Here is a 21,224-nt window from a genome sequence, read left to right as displayed (position 1 = left end):
TGTCTTAAACCTCGGCTGGGCTCAGCTCCCGCAGCTTGCCTTCGTGCAGTTCCAGCACGCGATCCAGGCGCCGGGCGAGGCGACGGTCATGGGTCACCAGCACCAGGCTGGTGTGCTGCTCGCGGTTGAGCGCGAGCATCAGCTCGAACACGGTCTGCGCGGTCTTTTCGTCGAGGTTGCCGGTGGGCTCGTCGCCGAGCACGCAGGCCGGACGATTCACCAGTGCACGTGCCACGGCTGCGCGCTGGCGCTCGCCGCCGGAGAGTTCGCCGGGCTTGTGCTCCAGGCGGTGGCCGAGGCCCACCGACTCCAGCAGATCCCGCGCCCGTTTCGACGCATCGGCAACCTGCGCGCCGGCCAGCAGCACCGGCAGCATGACGTTCTCCAGCGCGGTGAACTCCGGCAGGAGGTGGTGGAACTGGTAGACGAAGCCAAGCGCGCGATTGCGCAGCGCACCGCGTGCGGCGTCCGACAGCGAGCTCATCTTCTGCCCGGCCACGAACACTTCGCCGGCGGTGGGCGTATCCAGTCCGCCGAGCAAGTGCAGCAGCGTGCTCTTGCCGGCGCCGGATGCGCCGAGGATTGCAACGGTCTCGCCCGATTGCACCGACAGCTGCAGGCCCTCGAACACCGGCGTGCGCATCTTGCCTTCGGCGTAGGTCATCGCCAGGCCCTCGGCCCGGACCGACTCGCCCGTGTGTTTCTGGCCGTTGATAGCGTTACTCATAGCGCAGCGCCTCCGCCGGGGCCGTGCGCGCTGCGCGCCAGGCGGGATAGATGGTGGCGATGAACGCCATGGCCAGCGCGACCGCGGCGATGATCACCACGTCGCTGGTCTGCAGGTCGGTCGGCAGGCCGGTGATGTAGTAGACGTCCTCCGGCAGCAGCTGCACGCCGAGCACGGCCTCGATCGCCTTGAGGATGTGTTCCAGGTTGAGCGTCAGGACAATGCCGCCGATCACGCCGATGACGGTGCCGATCACGCCGATCAGCGTGCCCTGCACCACGAACACCTGCATGACGCCGCGCGGGGTCAGGCCGAGCGTGCGCAGGATCGCGATGTCGGCCTGCTTGTCGGTCACCAGCATCACCTGCGAGCTGACCAGGTTGAAGGCGCCCATGGCGATGATCAGCGACAGCAGGATCGCCATGATGGTCTTTTCCATCTTCAGCGCCCGGAACATGTTGGCGTTCTCGCTGGTCCAGTCGCTGACGCGGTACGGGCCACCAAGATTTACTGCGAGGTCGCGGGCGACGTCCCAGGCCTTGTCCATGTCGTGCAGGCGCAGGCGCACGCCGGTGACACCGTCGCCCATTCGCAGCAGGCGCTGCATGTCGTGCATGTTGACGACGGCCAGGCCCTTGTCGAACTCGTTATAGCCGGCTTCGAAGATGCCGCTGACGGTGAACCGCTTGAGCTGCGGCACCGCGCCCAGTGGCGTGCTGCGGAAATCGCTGGTGGTCATCACCACGCTGTCGCCGATGCCGACGCCGAGCCACAGGGCCAGTTCCTTGCCCAGCACGATGTTGAAGCTGCCGCGCTGCAGCGAGTCGAGCTTGCCCTGGACCATCTTTTCGGCCAGCACCGAGACCTTGCTCTCCTGGTCCGGCAGCACGGCGCGGACCATGGCCGGCTGGTTGCGCAATCCCGACAGCAGCGCCTCCTTCTCGATGTACGGAGCGGCGCCGGCCACGCGCGCATCGGCCACGGCCTTGTTGACGGCCTGCTGCCAGTCGGTCAGCGGTTCGCCATAGGCACTGACGGTGGCGTGCGCCGCCATCTGCAGCATGCGATCGCGGATTTCACGCTGGAAGCCGCTCATCACCGCCAGGGTGGTGATCAGCGCCGTCACGCCCAGCGCAATGCCGGCGATGGAGGCCAGGGAAATGAAGGAGATGAAGCCGTTGCGGCGCTTGGCCCGGAGGTAGCGCAGGCCGATGGCCACTGGGATGGGTTTGAACATATCGGACTATGGTGCCATCGAAGACGCTTTCTGCGCAGCCGCTTTGACCGGTGCGGCCAGCCTGAGTTCACGGCGCCTGGCGGCCGGCAGGGTGTCGGGCCACCAGGCGAGACGGTGCGAACGGCCATCGACATCGCGAAACCGCATGAAAGCCAGGGGACCGCGCCACTCCACGCAGAGGGCGGTGATCGCCTGCCCGTCCACCTTGGCCGTACCGTCGCCCCCGATCACCACCAGCCGGGTGGGCCGCAACCGCTCCCGGCGTGCCAGCCGCAGCCCCTCCCCGGCCGCAAGCAGCGCCAGCGGCAGCGACAACGGCGGGGGAAGTTCAGAGCCGATCAGGGCCAGCGCGGCCAGTACCCCAAGCAGCGCCAGTGCCGCGGCGAGCAGCCGCGACGGGCGCCACTCAAGGAGGCAGGGAGCGGATGCGCGCGACGAGCGCTGCGAGGTCGGCATCGGTCGGCGCGTCATGGCCCATGAACCAGTGCCAGAGCTTATCGTCCTCGGTTTCGAGCAATCGTAGGAAAACCACGCGCTCGCCCTCGCCGGCCTGTCGCCATGCGCGATCCAGGTAACGCTCGAACAGCTGATCGAGTTCGCGCATGCCACGCCGGCAGCGCCAGCGCAGGCGGCGCAGCTCGCGTTCGTCGGCTTCGTCGATGCCTTCCAAACCGCTACTCCCGTCTCCAGACCGAACTGTAGCCCGGTAAGCGAAGCGCACCCGGGTGCCCGCGCGATCCCGGGTGCGCTTCGCTTACCCGGGCTACGGGTTTGTGCGCTTTCGAGTCCCGGGTGCGCTGCGATTACCCGGGCTACGACGCCGCGCCGTCAGGCGCGGCGGGCCAGCATCAGCTTCTTGATCTCGCCGATCGCCTGCGCCGGGTTCAAGCCCTTCGGGCAGGTGCGCGCGCAGTTCATGATGGTATGGCAGCGGTACAGCTTGAACGGGTCTTCCAGATCGTCCAGGCGCGCACCGGTGTCCTCGTCACGCGAGTCGATGATCCAGCGGTAGGCCTGCAGCAGGATCGCCGGACCCAGGTAACGGTCGCCGTTCCACCAGTAGCTCGGGCAGCTGGTCGAGCAGCACGCGCACAGGATGCACTCGTACAGGCCATCGAGCTTCTTGCGGTCCTGCGGCGACTGCAGGCGCTCGCGGTCGGACGGTGCCGGGCTCTGCGTGCGCAGCCACGGCTTGATCGAGGCGTACTGGGCGTAGAAGTGGGTCAGGTCCGGGACCAGATCCTTCACCACCGGCATGTGCGGCAATGGGTAGATCGGGACTTCGGCCTTGCCGCAGTCGTCGATCGCCTTGGTGCACGCCAGCGTGTTGGTGCCGTCGATGTTCATCGCGCACGAACCGCAGATGCCCTCGCGGCAGGAACGGCGGAAGGTCAGGGTCGGGTCGATCTCGTTCTTGATCTTGATCAGCGCATCCAGAACCATCGGACCGCACGTCGCCATGTCCACCTCGTAGGTGTCCACGCGCGGATTCATGCCGTCGTCGGGGTTCCAGCGGTAGACCTTGAAGGTGCGGGGCTGTTTGGCGCCCGGTGACGCCCAGTGGCGGCCCTTCTGGATCTGCGAGTTCTTGGGTAGTGAGAATTCAGCCACGTTGCTCGCTCCGGATCAGTAGACGCGCTTCTTCGGCGGAACCACGGCCACGTCGTCGCTCAACGTGTACATGTGCACCGGGCGGTAATCGATGGCGGTATCGCCAGCCTCGCTGATCGAGCACAGCGTGTGCTTCTGCCAGTGGGCGTCGTCGCGGTCCGGGAAGTCCTCGCGGGCGTGGGCGCCGCGCGATTCGGTGCGGTTCTCGGCAGAAACAATCGTCACCAGTGCCTGGTCGAGCAGGTTGGACAGCTCGTAGGTCTCGATCAGGTCCGAGTTCCAGATCAGCGAACGGTCGGCAACCTTGACGTCGCCGAACGACGCGTGGATCTCGCGCATCTTGCGCACGCCGTCAGCCAGCGTCTCGCCGGTGCGGAACACCGCGGCGTCGAGCTGCATCGTGCGCTGCATCTTGTCGCGGATGACCGCGGTCGGCGTGCCGCCGTTGGCGTTGCGCAGTTTGTCCAGGCGCGCCAGGGCCGAGTCGCAGGCATCGCCGGCCAGGCGCGCCTGCTTGCCGTCGACCTTGACCGTCTCGGCAGCGCGGTTGGCGACGGCGCGACCGAACACGACCAGGTCGAGCAGCGAGTTCGAGCCCAGGCGGTTGGCGCCGTGCACCGACACGCAGGCCGCTTCGCCGATCGCGTACAGGCCCGGGACGACTTCGTCCGGGTTGCCGTTGCGCAGCTGCACCACTTCGCCGTGGTAGTTGGTCGGGATGCCGCCCATGTTGTAGTGGACGGTCGGAATCACCGGGATCGGCTGCTTCTCGACGTCGACGTTGGCGAAGATGCGCGCCGACTCGGCAATGCCGGGCAGCTTTTCGTGGATCACTTCCGGGCCGAGGTGGGTCAGGTCGAGCAGGATGTGGTCCTTGAACTCGCCGACGCCGCGGCCTTCGCGGATTTCCATCGTCATCGCGCGGCTGACCATGTCGCGCGGGGCGAGGTCCTTCACGCTCGGTGCGTAGCGCTCCATGAAGCGCTCGCCGTTGCTGTTGCGCAGGATGCCGCCTTCGCCGCGGACACCCTCGGTGATCAGGCAGCCGGCGCCGTAGATGCCGGTCGGGTGGAACTGCACGAACTCCATGTCCTGCAGCGACAGGCCCGCGCGCAGCGCCATGCCGCCGCCGTCGCCGGTGCAGGTATGGGCCGAGGTCGCCGAGAAGTAGGCGCGGCCGTAGCCGCCGGTGGCCAGCACCGTGCCCTGCGCCTTGAACAGGTGCAGCGTGCCTTCGGCCATGTCCAGCGCAAGCACGCCGCGGCAGGCGCCGTTGGCGTCCATGATCAGGTCGAGGGCGAAGTACTCGATGAAGAACTGCGCGTCATGCGCCAGCGACTGCTGGTACAGCGTGTGCAGGATGGCGTGGCCGGTGCGGTCGGCGGCGGCGCAGGTGCGCTGCGCCGGCGGGCCTTCGCCGTAACGGGTGGTCATGCCGCCGAACGGGCGCTGGTAGATCTTGCCGTCGTCGGTGCGCGAGAACGGAACGCCGTAGTGCTCCAGCTCGATGATCGCCGGGATGGCTTCCTTGCACATGTACTCGATCGCGTCCTGGTCGCCCAGCCAGTCCGAGCCCTTGACGGTATCGAAGAAGTGGTAGCGCCAGTCGTCCTCGCCCATGTTGGCCAGCGCCGCGGCGACGCCGCCCTGCGCGGCCACGGTGTGCGAACGGGTCGGGAACACCTTGGTGATGCAGGCGGTCTTCAGGCCCTTCTGGGCCAGGCCGAAGGTCGCGCGCAGACCGGCGCCACCGGCGCCGACGACGACCATGTCGAAGGTGTGTTCGATGATTTTATAAGCAGGGTTCTTGGAGGCGGCGGCCATGGATCAGGCTCCCAGCGCGATGCGGATGACGGCGAGCACGCTGGCCAATGCCGCGAGAACGCAAACGAAAACGACCGCAAGCTGCGATGCCATCGCCAGCCCCGGGGTATGGACGTAATCCTCGATGATCACCTGCATGCCGAGCTTGGCATGCCAGAACGAGGCGATCAGGAACGCCGACAGCAGCACGGCGTTGCACGGGTGGCCGACCGTGGCGCGCACGCTGGCGTAGTCGTCGCCGATCAGCGACAGGATCAGGCCGATGACATAGATCGACAGGAACACCAGCGCGATCGCGGTGACGCGCTGGACGATGAAGTGGTGGGTACCGTCCTTGGCCGAGCCCAGGCCGCGCGCGGTCTTGAGCGGGTTGCGCAGGCGGTTGTTGTTGATGCTCATGCGCCACCCCGCTGGGCCATCATCGCCAGCAGCCATATGATCACCGTCAGCACCAGGCTGCCGAAGACTGAGATCCAGCTGCTGCGCACGAACGATTCGATGCGGTAGCCGAAGCCGGCGTCCTGCACCAGGTGGCGGATGCCGTTGAGCAGGTGGTAGGACAGCGACCAGCTCCAGCCGAACAGCACCAGGAAGCCCAGCGGCGACCGCGCGCAGGCGGTGAAGGTGCTCCAGGATTCGGGTCCGGCAGCCAGTGCCACCAGCGCCCACACAACGAGCAGGCTGCCCAGGGTCAGGACGATGCCTGTGCCGCGGTGCAGGATCGAGGTCACCATCTGCACCTGCCAGCTGTAGATCTGCATGTGCGGTGACAGGGGGCGTTCGCGGACGCGTGGATCGTTAGCCATGGGCTATGGCGTTCTCTGAGCTGGGCGGCAGGTGCCGCGTGGCGGGGAAGCGTGGTGACGCGTCAGAAATCGATGCAGCGGCCGTTCTTTTCCCAGTCGCCGTAGCGGGTCGGTTCGGGGCCTTCGCGCCCGCCGTGCTCCTTTGGCCTGTTGGGATCCGTCAATGGCGCGGGCTGCGGAGTCGAATCTGCCTCGGGCGCTTCAACGGGTGGGGTTTGGCCTATCATCACGGCGCTGAATGTTAATTCCCGCGCCCCATGCATGACAACCCGCAGGCCGTCGCCGGCCCCGCCTTCGCCCTGCCCGACCATCGCCTGATCGCGCTCAGCGGGCGTGATGCGGTCGCTTTTGCGCAGGCGCAGTTCATGAACGACGTCGGCCTGCTTGAGCCGCGCAGCTGGCAGTGGAATGGCTGGCTGACGCCGAAAGGGCGCGTCGTGGCGCTGTTCGCTTTGCTGAAACTGTCCGATGAGCAGCTTTGGCTGCTGCTGCCCGATGCCGACCCTGTCGAGTTGGCAGCCGCCCTGCAGCGCTTCGTGTTTCGCAGCAAGGTCAAGATCGAAGTTCGCCAGGATCTGCACGTCAGCGGCTCCTTTGCGGCACCGGCGATGGCACAAGGCTCCGCCCTCGGCGGTGATGACGGGGTCGAGACGGTGGAAATGGACCTGGGCGGCGACGCCGGGCCGCGCAGCCTGCGCATGGCGCTTGCCGCCAGCGCCACAGCCGATGCGCAGGCGCTGGCGCGCTGGCAGGCCTACGACCTCGAGCACGGCCTGCCGCGCCTGCCCGCCTCCCAGGCCGGTCACTGGACGCCGCAGCAGCTGTCCCTGGATCGTCTGCAGGCCTTCAGCGTGAAGAAGGGGTGCTATCCGGGCCAGGAAATCGTCGCGCGCACGCATTTCCTCGGCCAGGCCAAACGGGGCCTGGCGTTGCTCGAGAGCGATGCGGCTTTGGCCGCCGGCACGGACGTGATGGCCGGAGCGGTTCCGCTGGGCAAGCTGGTGGCCGGTTCCGATGCCGATGGGCGGCATGTTGCCCTGGCCGTGCTGCCGCTGGAGCGCGAGGCACAGCCGATGAGCGCGGGCGATGCCGCCTTGCGCGAGTTGCCGCTGCGCGACGGACTGCGACGCTGACACCGAGTAGCCCGGGTAAGCGAAGCGCACCCGGGGTAGCCGCCGCATCAACCCGGGTGCGCTTCGCTTACCCGGGCTACGTTTCGCTGCTGGCGCCAATGCTCGTGCCACGCCTGGAACATCAGCACGTTCCACAGGTGCGTGTGCCACTTGCGCTCGCCGTCGAGGAACTTGCGCCAGATGCCGTGCACGGCAGCGGCGTCGAAATAGCCTTCTTCGCGCAGGCGCTGCTCGTCCAGCAGTGCTGAGGCCCAGTCGCGCAGGTCGCCGCGCAGCCAGTCGCTGACCGGCGCGCCAAACCCGCGCTTGCCGCGGTCGACCATCTCGTCCGGCAAATAACGCCGCAGGACCTGCTTGAGCAGGTATTTGTTGCCCTTGGCGTGGCGCTTGAACGCCAGCGGCAGCGACCAGGCGAACTCCGCCACGTGCCAGTCCAGCAACGGCGCCCTCGCCTCCAGGCTCACCGCCATGCTGGTCCGGTCAACCTTGCACAGCAGGTCTTCGGGCAGATAGACGCTGAAGTCGGCCAGCATCATCGCGTCGGCGGCCGTGCCGGCGCCGTGCAACGGATCGGGCTGGTCGTAGAGCGTCGCCGGCAGCTTCGCACCCGGTACTGCGCAGGCCGGGTCGCGCCAGCGCGCGATGCGCTGGCGGTAGACGTCGCCAATACCGCCGGCACCCATTTCGGCCGCAAGCGCTGCGAAGCCGCCGGTGCGGGAGGCTTCGCCATGGCCGGTCGCACTGCGCGCCAGGGCCTTGCGCAGCGGCGACGGCACGCGACGCTGCCAGCGCCAGTTGCGCAATGCGCGCTCGTAACGCTTGTAGCCAAAGAACAGCTCGTCGCCTCCGTCACCCGACAGGGCCACGGTGACCGCACTGCGCGCCAGGCGCGCCACCAGCGCGGTCGGCACCTGCGAGGCGTCGGCGAACGGTTCGTCGAACATCGCCGGCAGCGTCGGCACCACCGCAAGCGCATCGCTGCCGCTGACGTACAGCTCGGTGTGCGCGGTATGCAGATGATCGGCGACCTCGCGCGCAAGGTGCGCCTCGTCATGGTGCGAGCGCTCGAAGCCGATGGTGAAGCTGCGCACCGGATGCCGGCTCTGCGCCTGCATCAGCGCGGTGACGATCGAGGAATCGGTGCCGCCCGACAGGAACACGCCGACCGGTACGTCGGCGACCATGCGCAGGCCGACCGCCTCGCGCAGGAGTTCGTCGAGGCGGTTCTCGGCTTCGCGCTCGTCGCCCTTGAAGGGCGCCCGCAGCGCCGCTTCCATGCGTTCGCGTGGATCCCAGTAGCGGCGCTGGTCGCGTGCCGGATCATGCGCGCCGGCACCGCCCGCCACCGCCGCTGCGTCGATGCGCAGCAGCGTGCCTGGCATCAGCTTGAACGTGCCTTCGTGGATTGCATGCGGCGCCGGGATGTAATCCAGTCGCAGCAGCAGCGCGAGCGCATCGCGGCTGACGCCGTTGTCGAAATCCGGGTGCCGCCACAGCGCCTTGAGCTCGGAGCCGAACACGAAGGTTTCACCGGCCCAGCCGTAGTACAGCGGCTTCTTGCCGACGCGGTCGCGGGCCAGCCAAAGGCAGCGTTCCTGGCGGTCCCACAGTGCGATGGCGAACATGCCGTTGCAGCGGGCGATCGCGTCTTCCACGCCCCACTCCACCACCGCGGCCAGCAGCACTTCGGTGTCGGAGTGGCCGCGGAAGGCGTGGCCGCGCGCGACCAGCACCTCGCGCAGCTCGGCGAAGTTGTAGACCTCGCCGTTGTAGGCGATGACGAAGCGGTGGTCGCTCGACGCCATCGGCTGATGTCCCAGCGGCGACAGGTCGAGGATGCTAAGTCGTCGATGGGCGAGCGCGATGCCCGCCTCCGCTTCCGTCCAGACACCGCGATCATCCGGGCCCCGATGGACCAGCGCATCGCCCATCGCGCCAGCGAGCGTCGTCAGCCGCTCATCACTGGCGTCGGGGGTGGCGCGCAACAATCCGGCGAGACCGCACATCGGTAGTCCTCAGAAGCGGGAACGGAACAGCCAAACCCATGGTGTCATCCCGGCAACATGCGGTCACCCCGAGCGAAGCAAGGGATGACCGTGCCGGCGGATGACGGCAAGGGTATCTCAGGCCAGCCGATCCGCCGCCGCCACGATGTCGTCCTCGCCCGGAATCACCAGGAATGCAGCGCCGGCCAGCGGCGTGTAGGTGTCGACGCCGACGACGCGCTGGAACGGCCGCGCACCGTGCGTTCCCTTGAAGAGCCCGCCTTCGGCGATCGCGGTCAGGACGCCTTCGCCCACGCCAGCGCTGTGGCGGCCTTCGTCGACGATCAGCAGGCGCCTGGCGCTGCGCGCCTGCTCGCGGATGTAGTCCTCGTTGAGCGGCACCAGCCAGCGCAGGTCGACCACGCGGGTCTTCCAGCCATGCTTGGCCTCGATGGTCCGCGCCGCGCGCAGGCTCATCGGCACGCCGTTGCCGTAGCTGAAGATCACCAGGTCGTCGTTGCCTTCGCCGTAGACGCGACCCTCGCCCAGCGTCATCGCTTCGTCGGGCTTGGGATAGCTCGTCAGCCAGGCGCCGTCGCCGGCTTCGTACAGGTCCTTGGTCATGTACAGCGCGATCGGCTCCAGGAACACGCTCACCCGTCCGTCCACCTTGGCCAGCGCCGTCAACGTGCGCAGCATCGTCGCCGCGTCGTCACCGCGCGACGGGCAACCCACCACCAGGCCCGGGATGTCGCGCAGCGCAGTGATCGAGTTGTCGTTGTGGAAGTGGCCGCCGAAGCCGCGCTGGTAGCCCAGGCCGGCAATGCGCACGACCATCGGATTGGCGAACTGGTTGTTGCTGAAGAACTGCAGGCTTGCCGCCTCGCCGCGGATCTGGTCGCAGGCGTTGTGGAAGTACGCCAGGTACTGGATTTCGGGGATTGGCAGCATGCCGACGTTGGCGAAGCCCTGGGCCATGCCCAGGATCATCGTCTCGTCGAGCAGCGTGTTGAACACGCGGCGCGGGCCGAAGGCCTTCTGCAAGCCCTTGGTGACGGTGTAGACGCCACCCTTCTGCGCCACGTCCTCGCCGAACAGCAACGTCTCGGGGTACTTGGCGAAGATGTCGTGCAGGGCGTTGTTGATCTGGATCGCCAGATGCCGTGGCGGCTGGTTCTCCGGCAGCTTGGCCTCGCTGCCGAACACTTCCAGGCGGCGCGGGCCGTAATCGGCCCGCCTGGCTTCGGCGGCGACCTTGGCCGGCGTGTACGGCGCCAATGGCGCGATCACTTCGGCCAGATTGTCGAGCTTGGGACGACGGTCGGCCTCGTCGGCGGCGGCGAAGCACCTCTTGCGGGTCTGCTCGTACAGGTCGAGGACTTCGTCCTTCGACATCAGGCCCGACTCCAGCGCGATCGCGGCAGAGCGCAGCAACGGGTCGGTGGCCTCGACCGCGCACAGCTCCTCGATCGAACGCCATTCGATCTCGAAGTCGGTGCCGGCGTGACCCATGATGCGGGTCGTCTTCAGGTGCAGGAAGGTCGGACGGCGCGTGCTGCGGCAATGTTCGACGGCGCGCTGCACGTCGCCGTAGCCGGCGGCCAGGTCGAGGCCGTCGGCAGTGAAGTAATCCAGGCCGTCCATGTTGCGGAAGCGGTTGCCGATCCAGCCACCGGGGGTCTTCACCGAGATGCCGATGCCGTTGTCCTCGCAGACGAACAGGACCGGCGCCGGCAGCTTCTGGTACGCGGTCCAGGCGGCGGCGTTGAATGCGGTCTGCGCAGTGGCGTGGTTGGCCGACGCGTCGCCGAAGGAGCAGATCGTGATGCTGTCGTCCGGAACCGGCAACGCGTGACCCAGGCGCTTGCCGGCTTCGATGGCGACCGCCGTGCCCAGTGCCTTGGGCAGGTGCGAGGCGATGGTCGAGGTCTGCGGCAGGACCCACAACGGCTTGCTGCCCCAGACCTTGTGGCGGCCACCGCTGGCCGGGTCGTCCTTGCTGGCGGCGAACGACAGGGCCGAATCCATCACCGGGTCACGCGGCTTGCCATCTGCGCCCGGCAACTTGCGGAAGCGCTCGGCCATGAAGCCGCCGGAGCGGTAGTGCAGGAATGCCGGATCGGTATGGCGGGTCAGGCGCGCCACCATCGCGTTGCCTTCGTGACCGCTGGAGCCGATCGTGTAGAAGACCTTGTTCTGCACGCGCAGCACGCGCGCCATCAGGTCGAGGTGGCGGCTGACCAGCTGCGACTCGAACAGCTCGCGGAATCCGCGCGCATCAAGCGCACTGCCCTCGAGGATCGCCTCGCCTGCAGCCGGGCGCGCATCGGCGTGGCCGTTCCAGGCCTTGACGAACTCGCTGAAGTTGACGTCGCAGATCTCGGCCCGGTTGAGGCCTTTCATGCGCGCGGGGATCGGATTGGGCAGTACGGACATTTTGCTGGTTCTCGGAAGTCGTCCCGCGCCGGGCGCGGGAGCTGGTATGGCGGTTGTGAAGCAGTCGGCGCGACGAAATCAGTCCGGCAGCGCCAGGCGCGAGGCGACCTCGACCGGAGGCGCCGCCATGGCGACAAAGCCCGGCGTCTTCATCACGCGGGCCAGCCAATCGCGTATCTGCGGGTAGCGCGAGACGTCGAAGCCACCTTCGTCGGCAACGACGGTGTAGGCGAACAGGGCGATGTCGGCGATGCCATAGGCCTCGCCGCTGAACCACTCGTGCTGGGCGGCCAGGTGCTGTTCCATCACGACCAGCGCCTGGTGACCGCGCTCGCGCAACTGCTCCAGCGTGGCCCGGCGCGGCGAGTCCAGCGTCGTCCAGCCACGGATGAAGCGCGCAACCGCGACATACGGTTCATGGCTGTACTGCTCGAAGAACATCCAGCTCAGCACCTGCGCACGCTGCCAGGCATCGCCCGCCCAGAACGGCGTGCCTTCGGCCAGCCAGCACAGGATCGCGTTGGACTCGGTGAGGATGCGACCGTCCTCGAGCTCGACCATCGGCACCTTGCCGTTGGGATTCTTGCCCAGGTATTCGGGCGTGCGTGTTTCGCCGCAGGTGCTGTCGATCTCGACCCACTTGAACTCGCGGCCAAGCTGGGTCAGCAACAACTTCAGCTTGTGGCAGTTGCCCGAACAGGAATAGCCATAGACGGTGATCATGTGCGCTCCTCGCGTGTGCGTCGGGCGAGCCACTGCTCGCGCGACTGACCCCAGATTTCGATCTCGTTGGTATCGAATGGCACCGGCAGGCGGCCCATGCGCAGGTAGCGCGAGCCGAGCTTGGCAGCAACGGTCTTGGAATTGGTGTTCTGCGGATCGATGGTGTGGATCACCTCGGTCCAGCCCAGGTGATCGATGGCCCAGTCGATGGAGACAGCCGCCGCCTCGGGCCCGAAGCCCTTGCCCCAGTGCCTGCGGACGATGCTCCAGCCGACTTCCGTGCCCGGCCAGCCTTCCGGCTGCCAGGGTCCGACGCGCCCTACCCATTCGCCGCTGGCCTTCTCGATGACCGAGAACATGGCGAAGCCCTTGAGGTGCCACACGCCGATCATCGCGGCGAAGTTGCGCCACGCCATCGGCCGCGCTTCGGCGCCACCGATGAAGCGTGTGGCTTCTTCGTCGGCACGAAACGCCGCCCACGCGTCGAAATCGCCCGCCTGCGGCGGACGCAGAAGCAGGCGCGGGGTTTCGAGCTGGATGTCGAAGACAGACACGTGTGACTTCTCCGGAGGCGTTCTTCAGCCGTCATCCCCGCGAACGCGGGGATCCAGTGGCTGGGTTCCCGTCATCGCGGGAACGGCGGTTTACCGGTTCAAAACGCGCTGATGCCCGTCAGCTCACGGCCGATCACCAACTGATGCACGGTTTCGGTGCCCTCGTAGGTGATCACCGACTCCAGGTTGAGCGCGTGGCGGATCGCCGCATGCTCGGTGGTGATGCCGGCGCCGCCGAGCAGGTCGCGGCACTCACGTGCGATGTCGATGGCCATGCGGCAGTTGTTCCACTTGGCCAGCGACACCTGCGCCGGCTGCATGGCACCGGCGTCCTTGAGGCGGCCGAGCTGAACCACCAGCAACTGCGCCAGGGTGATGCGGCGCGCCATCTCGGCCATCTTGATCTGGGCGCTCTGCGTCGCCGCCACGGGACGGTCGAACAGGATGCGTTCCTTGGTGTAGTTCAGCACCTCGTCGAGGCAGGCGATCGCCGCACCGATCGGGCCCCAGGTGATGCCGTAACGCGCCTGAGTCAGGCAGCCCAGCGGACCCTTGAGGCCCTTCACATTGGGCAGGCGGTTGCTGTCCGGCACGCGCACGTTGTCGAAGAACAGCGAGCTGGTCACCGACGCGCGCAGGCTCATCTTGTGCTTGATTTCCTGCGCGGCGAAACCGGGCATGCCCTTCTCGACGATGAAACCCTGGATGCCCTCGTCGGTTTGCGCCCAGACGATCGCGATGTCGGCGACATTGCCGTTGGTGATCCACATCTTGGAACCGTTGAGCACCCAGTCGCCGCCGTCACGCCTGGCGTGGGTCTTCATGTTGGCCGGATCGGAACCACCGTGCGGCTCGGTCAGGCCGAAGCAGCCGATGACCTTGCCCGCGGCCATGTCCGGCAGCCAGCGCATGCGCTGCTCTTCCGAACCGTAGGCATAGATCGGGTACATGCACAGCGAGGACTGCACGCTTACGAAGCTGCGGATGCCGCTGTCGCCGCGCTCGAGTTCCTGGCAGATCAGGCCATAGCTGACCGCGTTGAGGCCGGCGCAGCCGTACTTCTCCGGCAGCGAGGAACCGAGCAGACCCAGTTCGGCGATCTCGCCGACCAGCTCCTTCGGGAAACGGGCCTGGTCGAACGCGTCACCGATGATCGGAATCACGCGCTCGTTGGTGAAACGCGCCACCGTGTCCTGTACGGCGCGCTCCTCGTCAGTGAGCAGGGAGCGGACGTCGTAGAGATCGTACGGGTGCAGGGCCATGGTGCGCTCGACTGTGGAAAGACAGCCATTGTAATGGCCGCCGGCGCCGCGGGTAGTCCTGAAGCGCTGTAGACCCCTGTTTTTCCTAGGTCTTTGCGGACGTGAACACGCAACCAGGGCGCTTCGTTTGCCCTCCCCCTACGAACTGACGAAGACCGTGAAGTAACTCGCCGAAGCGTCGTCCGCCGGGCCGGGGATTGCGCAGCAGTGGGCCATGGATGGCCCACGCCCCGCATTCGGACAGGATGTCCGACTAAGGGGCGGAGCAATCCCCGGCCCGGCGGACGACGCCCTGCCGGAGCCAACTGCCCAACGACGACGCCCTGCCGCAGCCAACTACTCAACGTCCATGGATTCCCGCCTGCGCGGGAATGACGGGTTCGGCGCAAAAGAAAGGGGCCGGATTGCTCCGGCCCCTCGGGTATTGCGCAGCAATGGAACGGACGATCAGCCCTGGGTCGAACCCGTCGAGGCCGAAGCGGTCTGGGTCACGACCTGGCCGTCGATGACCGGCAGGCGGTTGTTGACCGGACGCTCGTCCATGCGGATGGTCTGCTCGGCGCCGTCGTAACGGTAGGTCACGTCATAACCGACCACCTTGTCCTCTTCACCCAGCAGGATCTGGTTGCCCGGCTTGCTGTCGGTGCGCATCGAACCGGTGGTGCCGTCCGGATTGCGGTAGGTCACGTTGTAACCGACCACGCGCGAAGACTGCGACGTCGACGAAGTGGTGTGGCACTGGCGCTCGGTGCGGCTGGTGACCTTGCCGCCGACATGGCGCTTGTCCACCGTGTTGCCGATGAAGCCGCCCGCGACAGCGCCCGCGGCGGTCGCAGCCTTGCGGCCGTTGCCGCTGCCGATCTGGTTGCCGACCAGGCCGCCGATCACGGCGCCGGCTACGGTGCCGCCCACGTTGCCGTCACGCTCCGGAGCGCGCTCCTGCACGACCACGTCCTCGCAGACCTCGCGCGGGGTCGAAGTGGTGCTGGTCTCGCGCACCGCATCGGTGCCGATCACGGTGGCGTACAGCTTTTCCTTCTCGTTGATCGGCTTGACGTTGAGGACGTCGGCGTACTCGATCTTGCCCGACTGGATGGAGCCGTCGGCCGCCATGTCGCCGTCCTGGCCGACCGGCTGGCCATTGGCATCAACCTGGGCCTGCGCGTTGTCGCTGCCACGGAAGCTGTTGAAGGCCGCGACTGCAACGCCGCCGACCAGCAGCGAAGCCAGGGCGACTGCGAGGATGTTCTTGTTCATTTCAGGCCTCTGCTGCGGGATTTCGCCCGCGGGTTGGTGGATGGCGCCATTCGAACACTGCGATCCTGAACGGCCGCCGATTTTTTAACATCAAGCTGTCGCAACTGTGAACCTGGTTTGGCGGCGTGTTAGCGTCATTGCGACCGCCGTCAAATTACATCTGCCATGGCCAACCCACTCACCGCTCCCCTGCTGGCCTTCCTGGGCAAGCTCAGCTTCCCGCGCCTGTTCGTGCTGACCGCCGCCCTTTTCGTGGTGGACCTGGCCGTGCCCGACTTCGTGCCCCTGGCCGACGAGATCCTGCTGGGCCTGGGCACCCTGCTGCTGGCCAGCTGGAAGAAGCGCAAGGACCCGGGTCTGCCGCCCGCGCCCCGCGCCCCCCGCTGAACCGCGCGACCGCCTGAACGTGGCCCTGCTGGTCGACAGCCACTGCCATCTGGACGCGGCCGAGTTCGACGGCGACCGTGACCAGGTGGTCGCGCGCGCGCGCCAGGCCGGCGTCACCCGCCAGGTCGTGCCGGCCGTCGATGCCGCCGGCTGGCCGAAGCTGCGCCAGGCCTGCCCGGCCGGCAGCGGCCTGTACCCGGCCTACGGCCTGCATCCGATGTATTTGTCGGCGCACCGCGACGAACACCTGCCGCTGCTGCGCGAATGGATCGAACGCGAGCGCCCGTTGGCAGTGGGCGAATGCGGTCTCGACTACTTCGTCGAAGGCCTCGATGCGCAACAACAGATGCACTTCTTCGAAGGCCAGCTGCAGCTTGCGCGCGAGTTCGACCTGCCGGTCATCGTGCATGCGCGTCGCGCCGTCGATGCGGTGATTGCCGCCATTCGCCGCGTCGGCGGACTGCGCGGCGTCGTCCACAGCTACTCGGGAAGCGAAGAGCAGGCACGGCAGTTATGGCGCGCAGGCTTCATGCTCGGACTCGGCGGCCCGGTGACCTACGACCGCGCCAATCGCCTGCGCAAGCTGGCGGCATCGATGCCGCTGGAGCACCTGCTGCTGGAAACCGATGCGCCGGACCAGCCCGATGCAGGCATTCGCGGGCAGCGCAACGAGCCTGCGCGGTTGCCGCAAGTGCTGGCCGTCATCGCAGGTCTGCGCGGTATCGAAGCCGAAGAACTGGCTCGCGCGACGACGGCCAATGCCGAACGCCTGTTTGCGTTGCCCGCGTAGGCACTACTTTCGCTTCAGCAGCAATTCCAGCGCGCGACCGACCGCGGCGAATGCGAACGTGCCGGTGATGTGCGTGGCCGCGCCGAGCCCTGCGCCGCAGTCCAGTTTCAGTGCGGCGTCCCCGCTGACCTGCGGCCGCACGCCGCAGACGCTGCCGTCGGGCTGCGGATACTTGACGTTCTCCAGCGAGTAGATCGCCGAGATGCCGAAGTAGCGATCGGTGTTCTTCGGGAAGTTGAACTCGCTGCGCAGCTTCTTGCGCACCAGCGCCAGCATCGCATCGTGCTCGGTGCGCGACAGGTCGCGAACGCGCACCAGCGTTGCATCGGTGCGCCCGCCGGCCGAGCCGACAACGATCAGCGGCAGCTTGCGGCGACGGCACCATGCGGCCATCTCGACCTTGGTGCGGAAGCTGTCGCAGGCATCGACCACCAGGTCGAACCCGCGGTCGAGCATCTCCGCCAGGTTCGAAGGCGTGACGAAACTCGCCACGGCCTCGACCGTGATCTGTGGATTGATCGCACGACAGCGTTCGGCCATCGCCTCGACCTTGGCGCGGCCGTACTGGCCGGCCAGGGCCGGCAGCTGGCGGTTGGTGTTGGACACGCACAGGTCATCGGCATCGATCAGGGTCAGGTGGCCGATGCCGGTGCGTGCCAGCGCCTCCACCAGCCATGAGCCGACGCCGCCCATGCCGACGACGGCAACGCGACAAGTGGACAGGCGGGCAATGGTTCCGACGCCGTAAAGGCGGTCGACCCCGGCGAAGCGCTCGAGCCAGGCCGGGTCCAGGGTGGTGATGGTCATGTGCGACATTGTAAGGGACCACGGGCTGTGGCCGGCCGCGGACCGCGTGATATGGTTCCGCGCAACTTGCAAGGAGCACCGGCAATGAGCAACCCACAGCCCAGCAGCGTCAAGCCAGGCAGCAACGCGACCAAGTACCTGTTCCTGTTCCTGATCGGCCTGGTCATCGGCGTGGTCGCGACCGTGATGGCGCTGCGTGCGATCGATGCCCGCAAGGACCATTTCCACGGCAGCGTGATGCACGTCCAGCAGTGGCACCTGGGCCAGCTCAAGCAGAAGGTCGAGCAGAACCGTTGCGCGGCGACCGACGTCCTGCCCCATTTCAAGGCGCTGCGGGTGATGGCCGACGACCTGGAGCCGGCCTTCCCGGACCTCGCCGACGACAAGCGCTTCGGCGAACACGCGAGCAGCATGCGCGCCAAGCTCGACGCCGCACTCGCCAGCCCGCCGCTCAACTGCGCCGGCGTCGGCACGGTCAACACCCAGATCGGCGAGGCCTGCAAGGCCTGCCACCAGGACTTCCGCGGCTGAGCAGGAGGAGCCGGCTGGCCTGGCGGGCTGACATCGTCACGCCATCACCAGCAAGCTGGCTCCCGCCACAACGGAACAAGCGACCGCCGGCGCCATTGATCGCCGGTTCACCCGGGCGCGGCTAGCGTGAATGCGTGGCGTGCCGCCCTCGTGCGGCGATCGCCACTTACCTCCACAAAGGAGTCGCGCATGAGTTCCCAGAATCTCCGCCTGCTTGGTATTGCCGCCGCTGCCATGGTCGCGCTTGCGGGTTGTGCCACGTCTCCGTCCCCCGGCTACAGCAGTGCGCCGGCACCGTCCTACGGTGGTAGCAGCAATTCCTGCTACGACTGCGGCACGGTCACCCGGATCGAACAGGTCGCCGCCGGCACCACGGCCCCCAGCGCCACCGGCGCCATCCTCGGCGGCATCGTCGGCGCCGTCGCCGGCCACGAGATCTCCGCCCATACCGGTGGCAGCAAGGGCAACCAGAATGTTGCGGCCGCCGCTGGCGCCGTCGGCGGCGCCGTTGCCGGCAACGCAATCCAGAAGAACACCGGCAGCCCGGCCTATAACGTTTATGTGCGCCTGAACGATGGTCGCACCACCGTCGTCACGCAGAAGGACCTCGAAGGCATTCGCGAAGGTTCGTTTGTCCGCGTGAATAACGGACGCGCCTGGCTGCAGTAACTAACCCTGGAAACAAATGGGAGCGTTAACAGCGAATGTCGGGAATGTTTGGAAACTTCGCGCGTGACCGGATGCACGCGCGCCATTCCCTTCGCGGCAGGCATCGTCCGCATAAAGAAAAAACCCGGCCAAGGCCGGGTTTTTTCCATACCGGGCGCCGCAAGCGGCGCGCCAGTGACTTCCGTCGTTGGCCCTGTAATCAGAGCGGCTGGACGGCGTCTGCCTGCAGGCCCTTCTGGCCCTGGACGACGGTGAAGGAGACCTTCTGGCCTTCCTTCAGGCTCTTGAAGCCCTGCGACTGGATGGCGCGGAAGTGCACGAACACGTCCTCACCATTTTCGCGGCTGATGAAGCCGAAGCCCTTGGCATCGTTGAACCACTTGACGGTACCGGTTTCACGGTTCGACATGTTTACTTGCTCCTTGGAACGTTTGGTTGATAACGCGGCGGTAGGCTGCGTGCTGGTTGCAAGGAGGAAGCGAGGTGCAACGATGTAGCGGATCGATGGATCAACCGCATCGGGCCACGATTCACGGTGACCCTGGCAAACACAGCGCCCGCAAAGTACCCCGGGCCGGGTGAAAATGCAATCTGGGCAAAGTCATGGTCTGACAGGGGGTAATTAGTATGGAATTGCAGGGGATTTATTACGTATTGGCCGGGCTTCTGATGCTGGTCGGGATAGCCGGCACGGTATTGCCGGCCCTGCCCGGCCTGCCCCTGGTATTCGCCGGCATGTTGCTGGCGGCCTGGGCCGGGGATTTTCGCGAGGTCGGCTGGGTGCCGCTGGTGATACTGGGCCTGCTGACCGTGTTCTCGCTGGGCATCGACCTGCTGGCCACCTCGATCGGCGCCAAGCGCGTCGGGGCGAGCCGGCTCGCCGTGGTCGGGGCGGTACTGGGCACGTTTGCCGGGCTGTTCTTCGGGCCGGTCGGGCTGTTCGCCGGACCGTTCGTCGGCGCCCTCGGCGGCGAGCTGATCCATGGCCGGGAAGTACGCAAGGCGGCCAAGGTCGGATTCGGCACCTGGCTCGGCATTGTCTTCGGCGTGGTCCTCAAGCTCGGCCTGGCGTTCGCCATGCTCGGCCTGTTCGCCTTCGCCTGGTTTTTCTGATGGCCGTTTTTCCGCTGGCCGGTTCTTCCGAAGAGCCACAGCGGGCACCATTGCGTTGCTTCCCGGACAACTTCCGTTAACGACCGTGGCATCGAACCGATGCCACACTTCCTGTCGCGACATCAACCGCATCGAGCCCCCCGCATGCCGCCAGTTCGCAATAAGCGCTTCCGCCTGCCCCGTCCTTTCCTGCCGCATCCGCTGTTGTTGATCGCCGCCGCGCCGGTGCTGGCGCAGGCGCAGGTTCCGGCCACCCCGGCTACGCCCGAGGCCTGCGTTTCCATCAACGCCGATGCCGACCGCCTCGCCTGCTACGACGCCGTGCACGGCCACAAGGCACGCGACACGCGTGGTGCCGACATCGCCGCCAAGGAGGCCAAGGCCATCCAGAAGAACCTGGAGATCGCCGAGGAGGTCGTGCCCGAAGCCACGCCGGACGCGGTGGCCACGGAGCCGGCGCGCGGCGGTGGCGAGCTGTACCCGATGGAGGATCCCCTGCACAGCGCCGTGGCCAACGCCGGCAAGGGTTCGCTGCTCGACAGCCGCTGGGAGCTGGCCCGGGACTCCAAACTGGGCATCTTCAACTTCCGCGCCTACAAGCCGGTCTACCTGCTACCCGCGTTCTGGAGCAGCGATGCCAACGAGACCCCGCATTCCCCCAATCCCAACAACACCGTGCCGGGGCCCATTCCGGTCGACGCGCTGGAAGCCAAGTTCCAGCTGAGCTTCAAGACCAAGGCCTGGGAGAACATCTTCGGCGACAACGGCGACCTGTGGCTGGCCTATACCCAGGCCTCGCACTGGCAGGTCTACAGCGCCGAAACGTCACGTCCGTTCCGCGAGACCAACTACGAACCGGAGGTCATGCTGACCTTCCGCAACAACTACCAGATCGGTGGCTGGAACGGCCGCCTCGCCGGGATCGGCATCAACCACCAGTCCAATGGCCGCGCCGATCCCCTGTCGCGCAGCTGGAACCGCGTGGTCGGCATGATCGGCCTGGACCGCGAGAACTGGGCGCTGACGATCCGCCCGTGGTGGCGTGTGTCGGAGAGCGAGAACGACGACAACAACTCCGACATCGAGGATTTCGTCGGTCGCGGCGACGCCACCCTGGTGTACGTGCGCGGTGGCCATCAGTTCTCGGTGATGGGGCGGCACTCACTGCGCGGCGGCGACCGCTCGCACGGCGCGGTGCAGCTCGACTGGGGCTTTCCGATCAACAACAGCCTGCGCGGCCACATCCAGGTCTTCGACGGCTATGGCGAAAGCCTGATCGACTACAACCATCGTGCGACCTACATCGGCCTGGGTATCTCGCTGCTGGAGTGGTACTGACCTGACACGTACCGGTCGCGGTCCAAGCGACCGG

At 66.9% G+C, this 21,224-nt stretch carries 24 protein-coding genes; 7 read left to right on the top strand and 17 right to left on the bottom strand.

Annotation, left to right across the window (positions count from 1 at the left end; translation table 11 throughout):
* Positions 1-4: 4 nt before the first annotated feature.
* The 9 genes from lolD to MNR01_RS17520 all read right to left on the bottom strand — a co-directional run bounded on the left by lolD (position 5) and on the right by MNR01_RS17520 (position 6,516).
* Positions 5-727, bottom strand: coding sequence for a lipoprotein-releasing ABC transporter ATP-binding protein LolD (lolD, locus tag MNR01_RS00925; RefSeq protein WP_241919132.1), 723 nt, complete (start codon positions 725-727; stop codon positions 5-7).
* Positions 720-1,964: a lipoprotein-releasing ABC transporter permease subunit gene (locus tag MNR01_RS00920; protein ID WP_241919131.1), complete on the bottom strand. Its 1,245-nt coding sequence runs from the start codon at positions 1,962-1,964 to the stop codon at positions 720-722. Before MNR01_RS00920 ends, lolD begins: the two co-directional genes overlap by 8 nt.
* 6 nt (positions 1,965-1,970) lie before the next feature.
* Positions 1,971-2,420 (bottom strand): hypothetical protein, encoded by a 450-nt coding sequence (locus MNR01_RS00915; protein ID WP_241919130.1) that lies wholly within the window; start codon positions 2,418-2,420, stop codon positions 1,971-1,973.
* The gene (locus tag MNR01_RS00910) at positions 2,371-2,625 is read right to left on the bottom strand and encodes a succinate dehydrogenase assembly factor 2 (protein ID WP_241920683.1); all 255 of its coding nucleotides are present in this window, start codon (positions 2,623-2,625) and stop codon (positions 2,371-2,373) included. Before MNR01_RS00910 ends, MNR01_RS00915 begins: the two co-directional genes overlap by 50 nt.
* A gap of 167 nt (positions 2,626-2,792) precedes the next feature.
* Positions 2,793-3,575 carry a succinate dehydrogenase iron-sulfur subunit gene (locus tag MNR01_RS00905; protein WP_241919129.1) on the bottom strand — a complete coding sequence of 261 codons (783 nt, stop codon included), beginning with the start codon at positions 3,573-3,575 and terminating at the stop codon, positions 2,793-2,795.
* A gap of 15 nt (positions 3,576-3,590) precedes the next feature.
* Positions 3,591-5,399 (bottom strand): succinate dehydrogenase flavoprotein subunit, encoded by a 1,809-nt coding sequence (sdhA, locus tag MNR01_RS00900; RefSeq protein ID WP_241919128.1) that lies wholly within the window; start codon positions 5,397-5,399, stop codon positions 3,591-3,593.
* A gap of 3 nt (positions 5,400-5,402) precedes the next feature.
* On the bottom strand, positions 5,403-5,798 hold the full coding sequence (gene sdhD, locus MNR01_RS00895) for a succinate dehydrogenase, hydrophobic membrane anchor protein (RefSeq protein WP_241919127.1): 396 nt from the start codon (positions 5,796-5,798) through the stop codon (positions 5,403-5,405).
* Positions 5,795-6,205, bottom strand: coding sequence for a succinate dehydrogenase, cytochrome b556 subunit (gene sdhC / locus MNR01_RS00890; protein WP_241919126.1), 411 nt, complete (start codon positions 6,203-6,205; stop codon positions 5,795-5,797). The genes sdhD and sdhC overlap by 4 nt, the downstream gene beginning before the upstream one ends.
* Before the next feature lie 62 nt (positions 6,206-6,267).
* Entirely contained in the window at positions 6,268-6,516 is a 249-nt protein-coding gene (locus tag MNR01_RS17520; protein WP_345779043.1) for a DUF1674 domain-containing protein, read from the bottom strand.
* 297 nt (positions 6,517-6,813) lie between these two features.
* Here MNR01_RS17520 and MNR01_RS00880 point away from each other — a divergent pair, with 297 nt between their 5' ends.
* Positions 6,814-7,338 carry a tRNA-modifying protein YgfZ gene (locus tag MNR01_RS00880; RefSeq protein WP_241919124.1) on the top strand — a complete coding sequence of 175 codons (525 nt, stop codon included), beginning with the start codon at positions 6,814-6,816 and terminating at the stop codon, positions 7,336-7,338.
* A 47-nt stretch (positions 7,339-7,385) separates the two neighbouring features.
* On the opposite strand, the gene asnB is transcribed toward MNR01_RS00880, so the two are convergent.
* The 6 genes from asnB to MNR01_RS00850 form a co-directional block, all read right to left on the bottom strand.
* On the bottom strand, positions 7,386-9,344 hold the full coding sequence (asnB, locus tag MNR01_RS00875; RefSeq protein ID WP_241919123.1) for an asparagine synthase (glutamine-hydrolyzing): 1,959 nt from the start codon (positions 9,342-9,344) through the stop codon (positions 7,386-7,388).
* A 117-nt stretch (positions 9,345-9,461) separates the two neighbouring features.
* On the bottom strand, positions 9,462-11,759 hold the full coding sequence (locus MNR01_RS00870) for a thiamine pyrophosphate-dependent enzyme (protein WP_241919122.1): 2,298 nt from the start codon (positions 11,757-11,759) through the stop codon (positions 9,462-9,464).
* A gap of 78 nt (positions 11,760-11,837) precedes the next feature.
* The gene (locus MNR01_RS00865; protein ID WP_241919121.1) at positions 11,838-12,482 is read right to left on the bottom strand and encodes a glutathione S-transferase family protein; all 645 of its coding nucleotides are present in this window, start codon (positions 12,480-12,482) and stop codon (positions 11,838-11,840) included.
* A complete protein-coding gene (locus MNR01_RS00860) occupies positions 12,479-13,036 on the bottom strand; it encodes a GNAT family N-acetyltransferase (protein WP_241919120.1) in 558 nt (185 codons plus the stop codon). Before MNR01_RS00860 ends, MNR01_RS00865 begins: the two co-directional genes overlap by 4 nt.
* Positions 13,037-13,134: 98 nt before the next feature.
* A complete protein-coding gene (locus MNR01_RS00855; protein WP_241919119.1) occupies positions 13,135-14,298 on the bottom strand; it encodes an acyl-CoA dehydrogenase family protein in 1,164 nt (387 codons plus the stop codon).
* A 447-nt stretch (positions 14,299-14,745) separates the two neighbouring features.
* Positions 14,746-15,555 (bottom strand): glycine zipper 2TM domain-containing protein, encoded by an 810-nt coding sequence (locus MNR01_RS00850; protein WP_305852245.1) that lies wholly within the window; start codon positions 15,553-15,555, stop codon positions 14,746-14,748.
* A 165-nt stretch (positions 15,556-15,720) separates the two neighbouring features.
* Here MNR01_RS00850 and MNR01_RS00845 point away from each other — a divergent pair, with 165 nt between their 5' ends.
* Positions 15,721-15,942, top strand: coding sequence for a DUF6116 family protein (locus MNR01_RS00845; protein WP_241919118.1), 222 nt, complete (start codon positions 15,721-15,723; stop codon positions 15,940-15,942).
* Between the two features lie 19 nt (positions 15,943-15,961).
* A complete protein-coding gene (locus MNR01_RS00840; RefSeq protein WP_241919117.1) occupies positions 15,962-16,732 on the top strand; it encodes a TatD family hydrolase in 771 nt (256 codons plus the stop codon).
* Positions 16,733-16,735: 3 nt separating this feature from the next.
* Here MNR01_RS00840 and MNR01_RS00835 read toward each other — a convergent pair whose 3' ends face one another.
* Positions 16,736-17,539: a tRNA threonylcarbamoyladenosine dehydratase gene (locus MNR01_RS00835; protein WP_241919116.1), complete on the bottom strand. Its 804-nt coding sequence runs from the start codon at positions 17,537-17,539 to the stop codon at positions 16,736-16,738.
* Positions 17,540-17,623: 84 nt separating this feature from the next.
* Between MNR01_RS00835 and MNR01_RS00830 the strand changes: the two genes are divergently transcribed.
* Both MNR01_RS00830 and MNR01_RS00825 read left to right on the top strand, forming a co-directional pair.
* A complete protein-coding gene (locus tag MNR01_RS00830) occupies positions 17,624-18,070 on the top strand; it encodes a hypothetical protein (RefSeq protein ID WP_241919115.1) in 447 nt (148 codons plus the stop codon).
* A gap of 189 nt (positions 18,071-18,259) precedes the next feature.
* The gene (locus MNR01_RS00825) at positions 18,260-18,739 is read left to right on the top strand and encodes a glycine zipper 2TM domain-containing protein (RefSeq protein WP_241919114.1); all 480 of its coding nucleotides are present in this window, start codon (positions 18,260-18,262) and stop codon (positions 18,737-18,739) included.
* Positions 18,740-18,938: 199 nt separating this feature from the next.
* Here the strand turns inward: MNR01_RS00825 and MNR01_RS00820 are convergent, their stop codons facing one another.
* Entirely contained in the window at positions 18,939-19,148 is a 210-nt protein-coding gene (locus MNR01_RS00820; protein ID WP_158731317.1) for a cold-shock protein, read from the bottom strand.
* Positions 19,149-19,366: 218 nt separating this feature from the next.
* On the opposite strand from MNR01_RS00820, the gene MNR01_RS00815 reads away from it, so the two are divergent.
* Together MNR01_RS00815 and MNR01_RS00810 are read left to right on the top strand one after the other, a co-directional pair.
* Positions 19,367-19,852 carry a DUF456 domain-containing protein gene (locus tag MNR01_RS00815; protein ID WP_241919113.1) on the top strand — a complete coding sequence of 162 codons (486 nt, stop codon included), beginning with the start codon at positions 19,367-19,369 and terminating at the stop codon, positions 19,850-19,852.
* Positions 19,853-19,996: 144 nt separating this feature from the next.
* Positions 19,997-21,190, top strand: a complete 1,194-nt coding sequence (locus MNR01_RS00810; protein ID WP_241919112.1) for a phospholipase A — start codon at positions 19,997-19,999, stop codon at positions 21,188-21,190.
* Positions 21,191-21,224: the final 34 nt, after the last annotated feature.

It is taken from the genome of Lysobacter sp. S4-A87 (assembly GCF_022637455.1).
GTDB lineage: Bacteria > Pseudomonadota > Gammaproteobacteria > Xanthomonadales > Xanthomonadaceae > Lysobacter_J.
This window is presented reverse-complemented; position numbering and strand designations above follow the sequence as displayed.

Bases quoted from the DNA above. Each gene is read 5' to 3' on its own strand.
- MNR01_RS00820 (WP_158731317.1), bottom strand. From the start codon at position 19,148: ATGTCGAACCGTGAAACCGGTACCGTCAAGTGGTTCAACGATGCCAAG.
- sdhA (WP_241919128.1), bottom strand. From the start codon at position 5,399: ATGGCCGCCGCCTCCAAGAACCCTGCTTATAAAATCATCGAACACACC.
- sdhD (WP_241919127.1), bottom strand. From the start codon at position 5,798: ATGAGCATCAACAACAACCGCCTGCGCAACCCGCTCAAGACCGCGCGC.
- MNR01_RS00870 (WP_241919122.1), bottom strand. From the start codon at position 11,759: ATGTCCGTACTGCCCAATCCGATCCCCGCGCGCATGAAAGGCCTCAAC.
- MNR01_RS00880 (WP_241919124.1), top strand. From the start codon at position 6,814: ATGGCACAAGGCTCCGCCCTCGGCGGTGATGACGGGGTCGAGACGGTG.
- lolD (WP_241919132.1), bottom strand. From the start codon at position 727: ATGAGTAACGCTATCAACGGCCAGAAACACACGGGCGAGTCGGTCCGG.
- MNR01_RS00835 (WP_241919116.1), bottom strand. From the start codon at position 17,539: ATGACCATCACCACCCTGGACCCGGCCTGGCTCGAGCGCTTCGCCGGG.
- sdhC (WP_241919126.1), bottom strand. From the start codon at position 6,205: ATGGCTAACGATCCACGCGTCCGCGAACGCCCCCTGTCACCGCACATG.
- MNR01_RS00850 (WP_305852245.1), bottom strand. From the start codon at position 15,555: ATGAACAAGAACATCCTCGCAGTCGCCCTGGCTTCGCTGCTGGTCGGC.
- MNR01_RS00920 (WP_241919131.1), bottom strand. From the start codon at position 1,964: ATGTTCAAACCCATCCCAGTGGCCATCGGCCTGCGCTACCTCCGGGCC.
- MNR01_RS00855 (WP_241919119.1), bottom strand. From the start codon at position 14,298: ATGGCCCTGCACCCGTACGATCTCTACGACGTCCGCTCCCTGCTCACT.
- MNR01_RS00845 (WP_241919118.1), top strand. From the start codon at position 15,721: ATGGCCAACCCACTCACCGCTCCCCTGCTGGCCTTCCTGGGCAAGCTC.
- MNR01_RS00915 (WP_241919130.1), bottom strand. From the start codon at position 2,420: ATGCCGACCTCGCAGCGCTCGTCGCGCGCATCCGCTCCCTGCCTCCTT.
- MNR01_RS00830 (WP_241919115.1), top strand. From the start codon at position 17,624: ATGAGCAACCCACAGCCCAGCAGCGTCAAGCCAGGCAGCAACGCGACC.
- asnB (WP_241919123.1), bottom strand. From the start codon at position 9,344: ATGTGCGGTCTCGCCGGATTGTTGCGCGCCACCCCCGACGCCAGTGAT.
- MNR01_RS17520 (WP_345779043.1), bottom strand. From the start codon at position 6,516: ATGGTCGGGCAGGGCGAAGGCGGGGCCGGCGACGGCCTGCGGGTTGTC.
- MNR01_RS00815 (WP_241919113.1), top strand. From the start codon at position 19,367: ATGGAATTGCAGGGGATTTATTACGTATTGGCCGGGCTTCTGATGCTG.
- MNR01_RS00810 (WP_241919112.1), top strand. From the start codon at position 19,997: ATGCCGCCAGTTCGCAATAAGCGCTTCCGCCTGCCCCGTCCTTTCCTG.
- MNR01_RS00865 (WP_241919121.1), bottom strand. From the start codon at position 12,482: ATGATCACCGTCTATGGCTATTCCTGTTCGGGCAACTGCCACAAGCTG.
- MNR01_RS00825 (WP_241919114.1), top strand. From the start codon at position 18,260: ATGAGTTCCCAGAATCTCCGCCTGCTTGGTATTGCCGCCGCTGCCATG.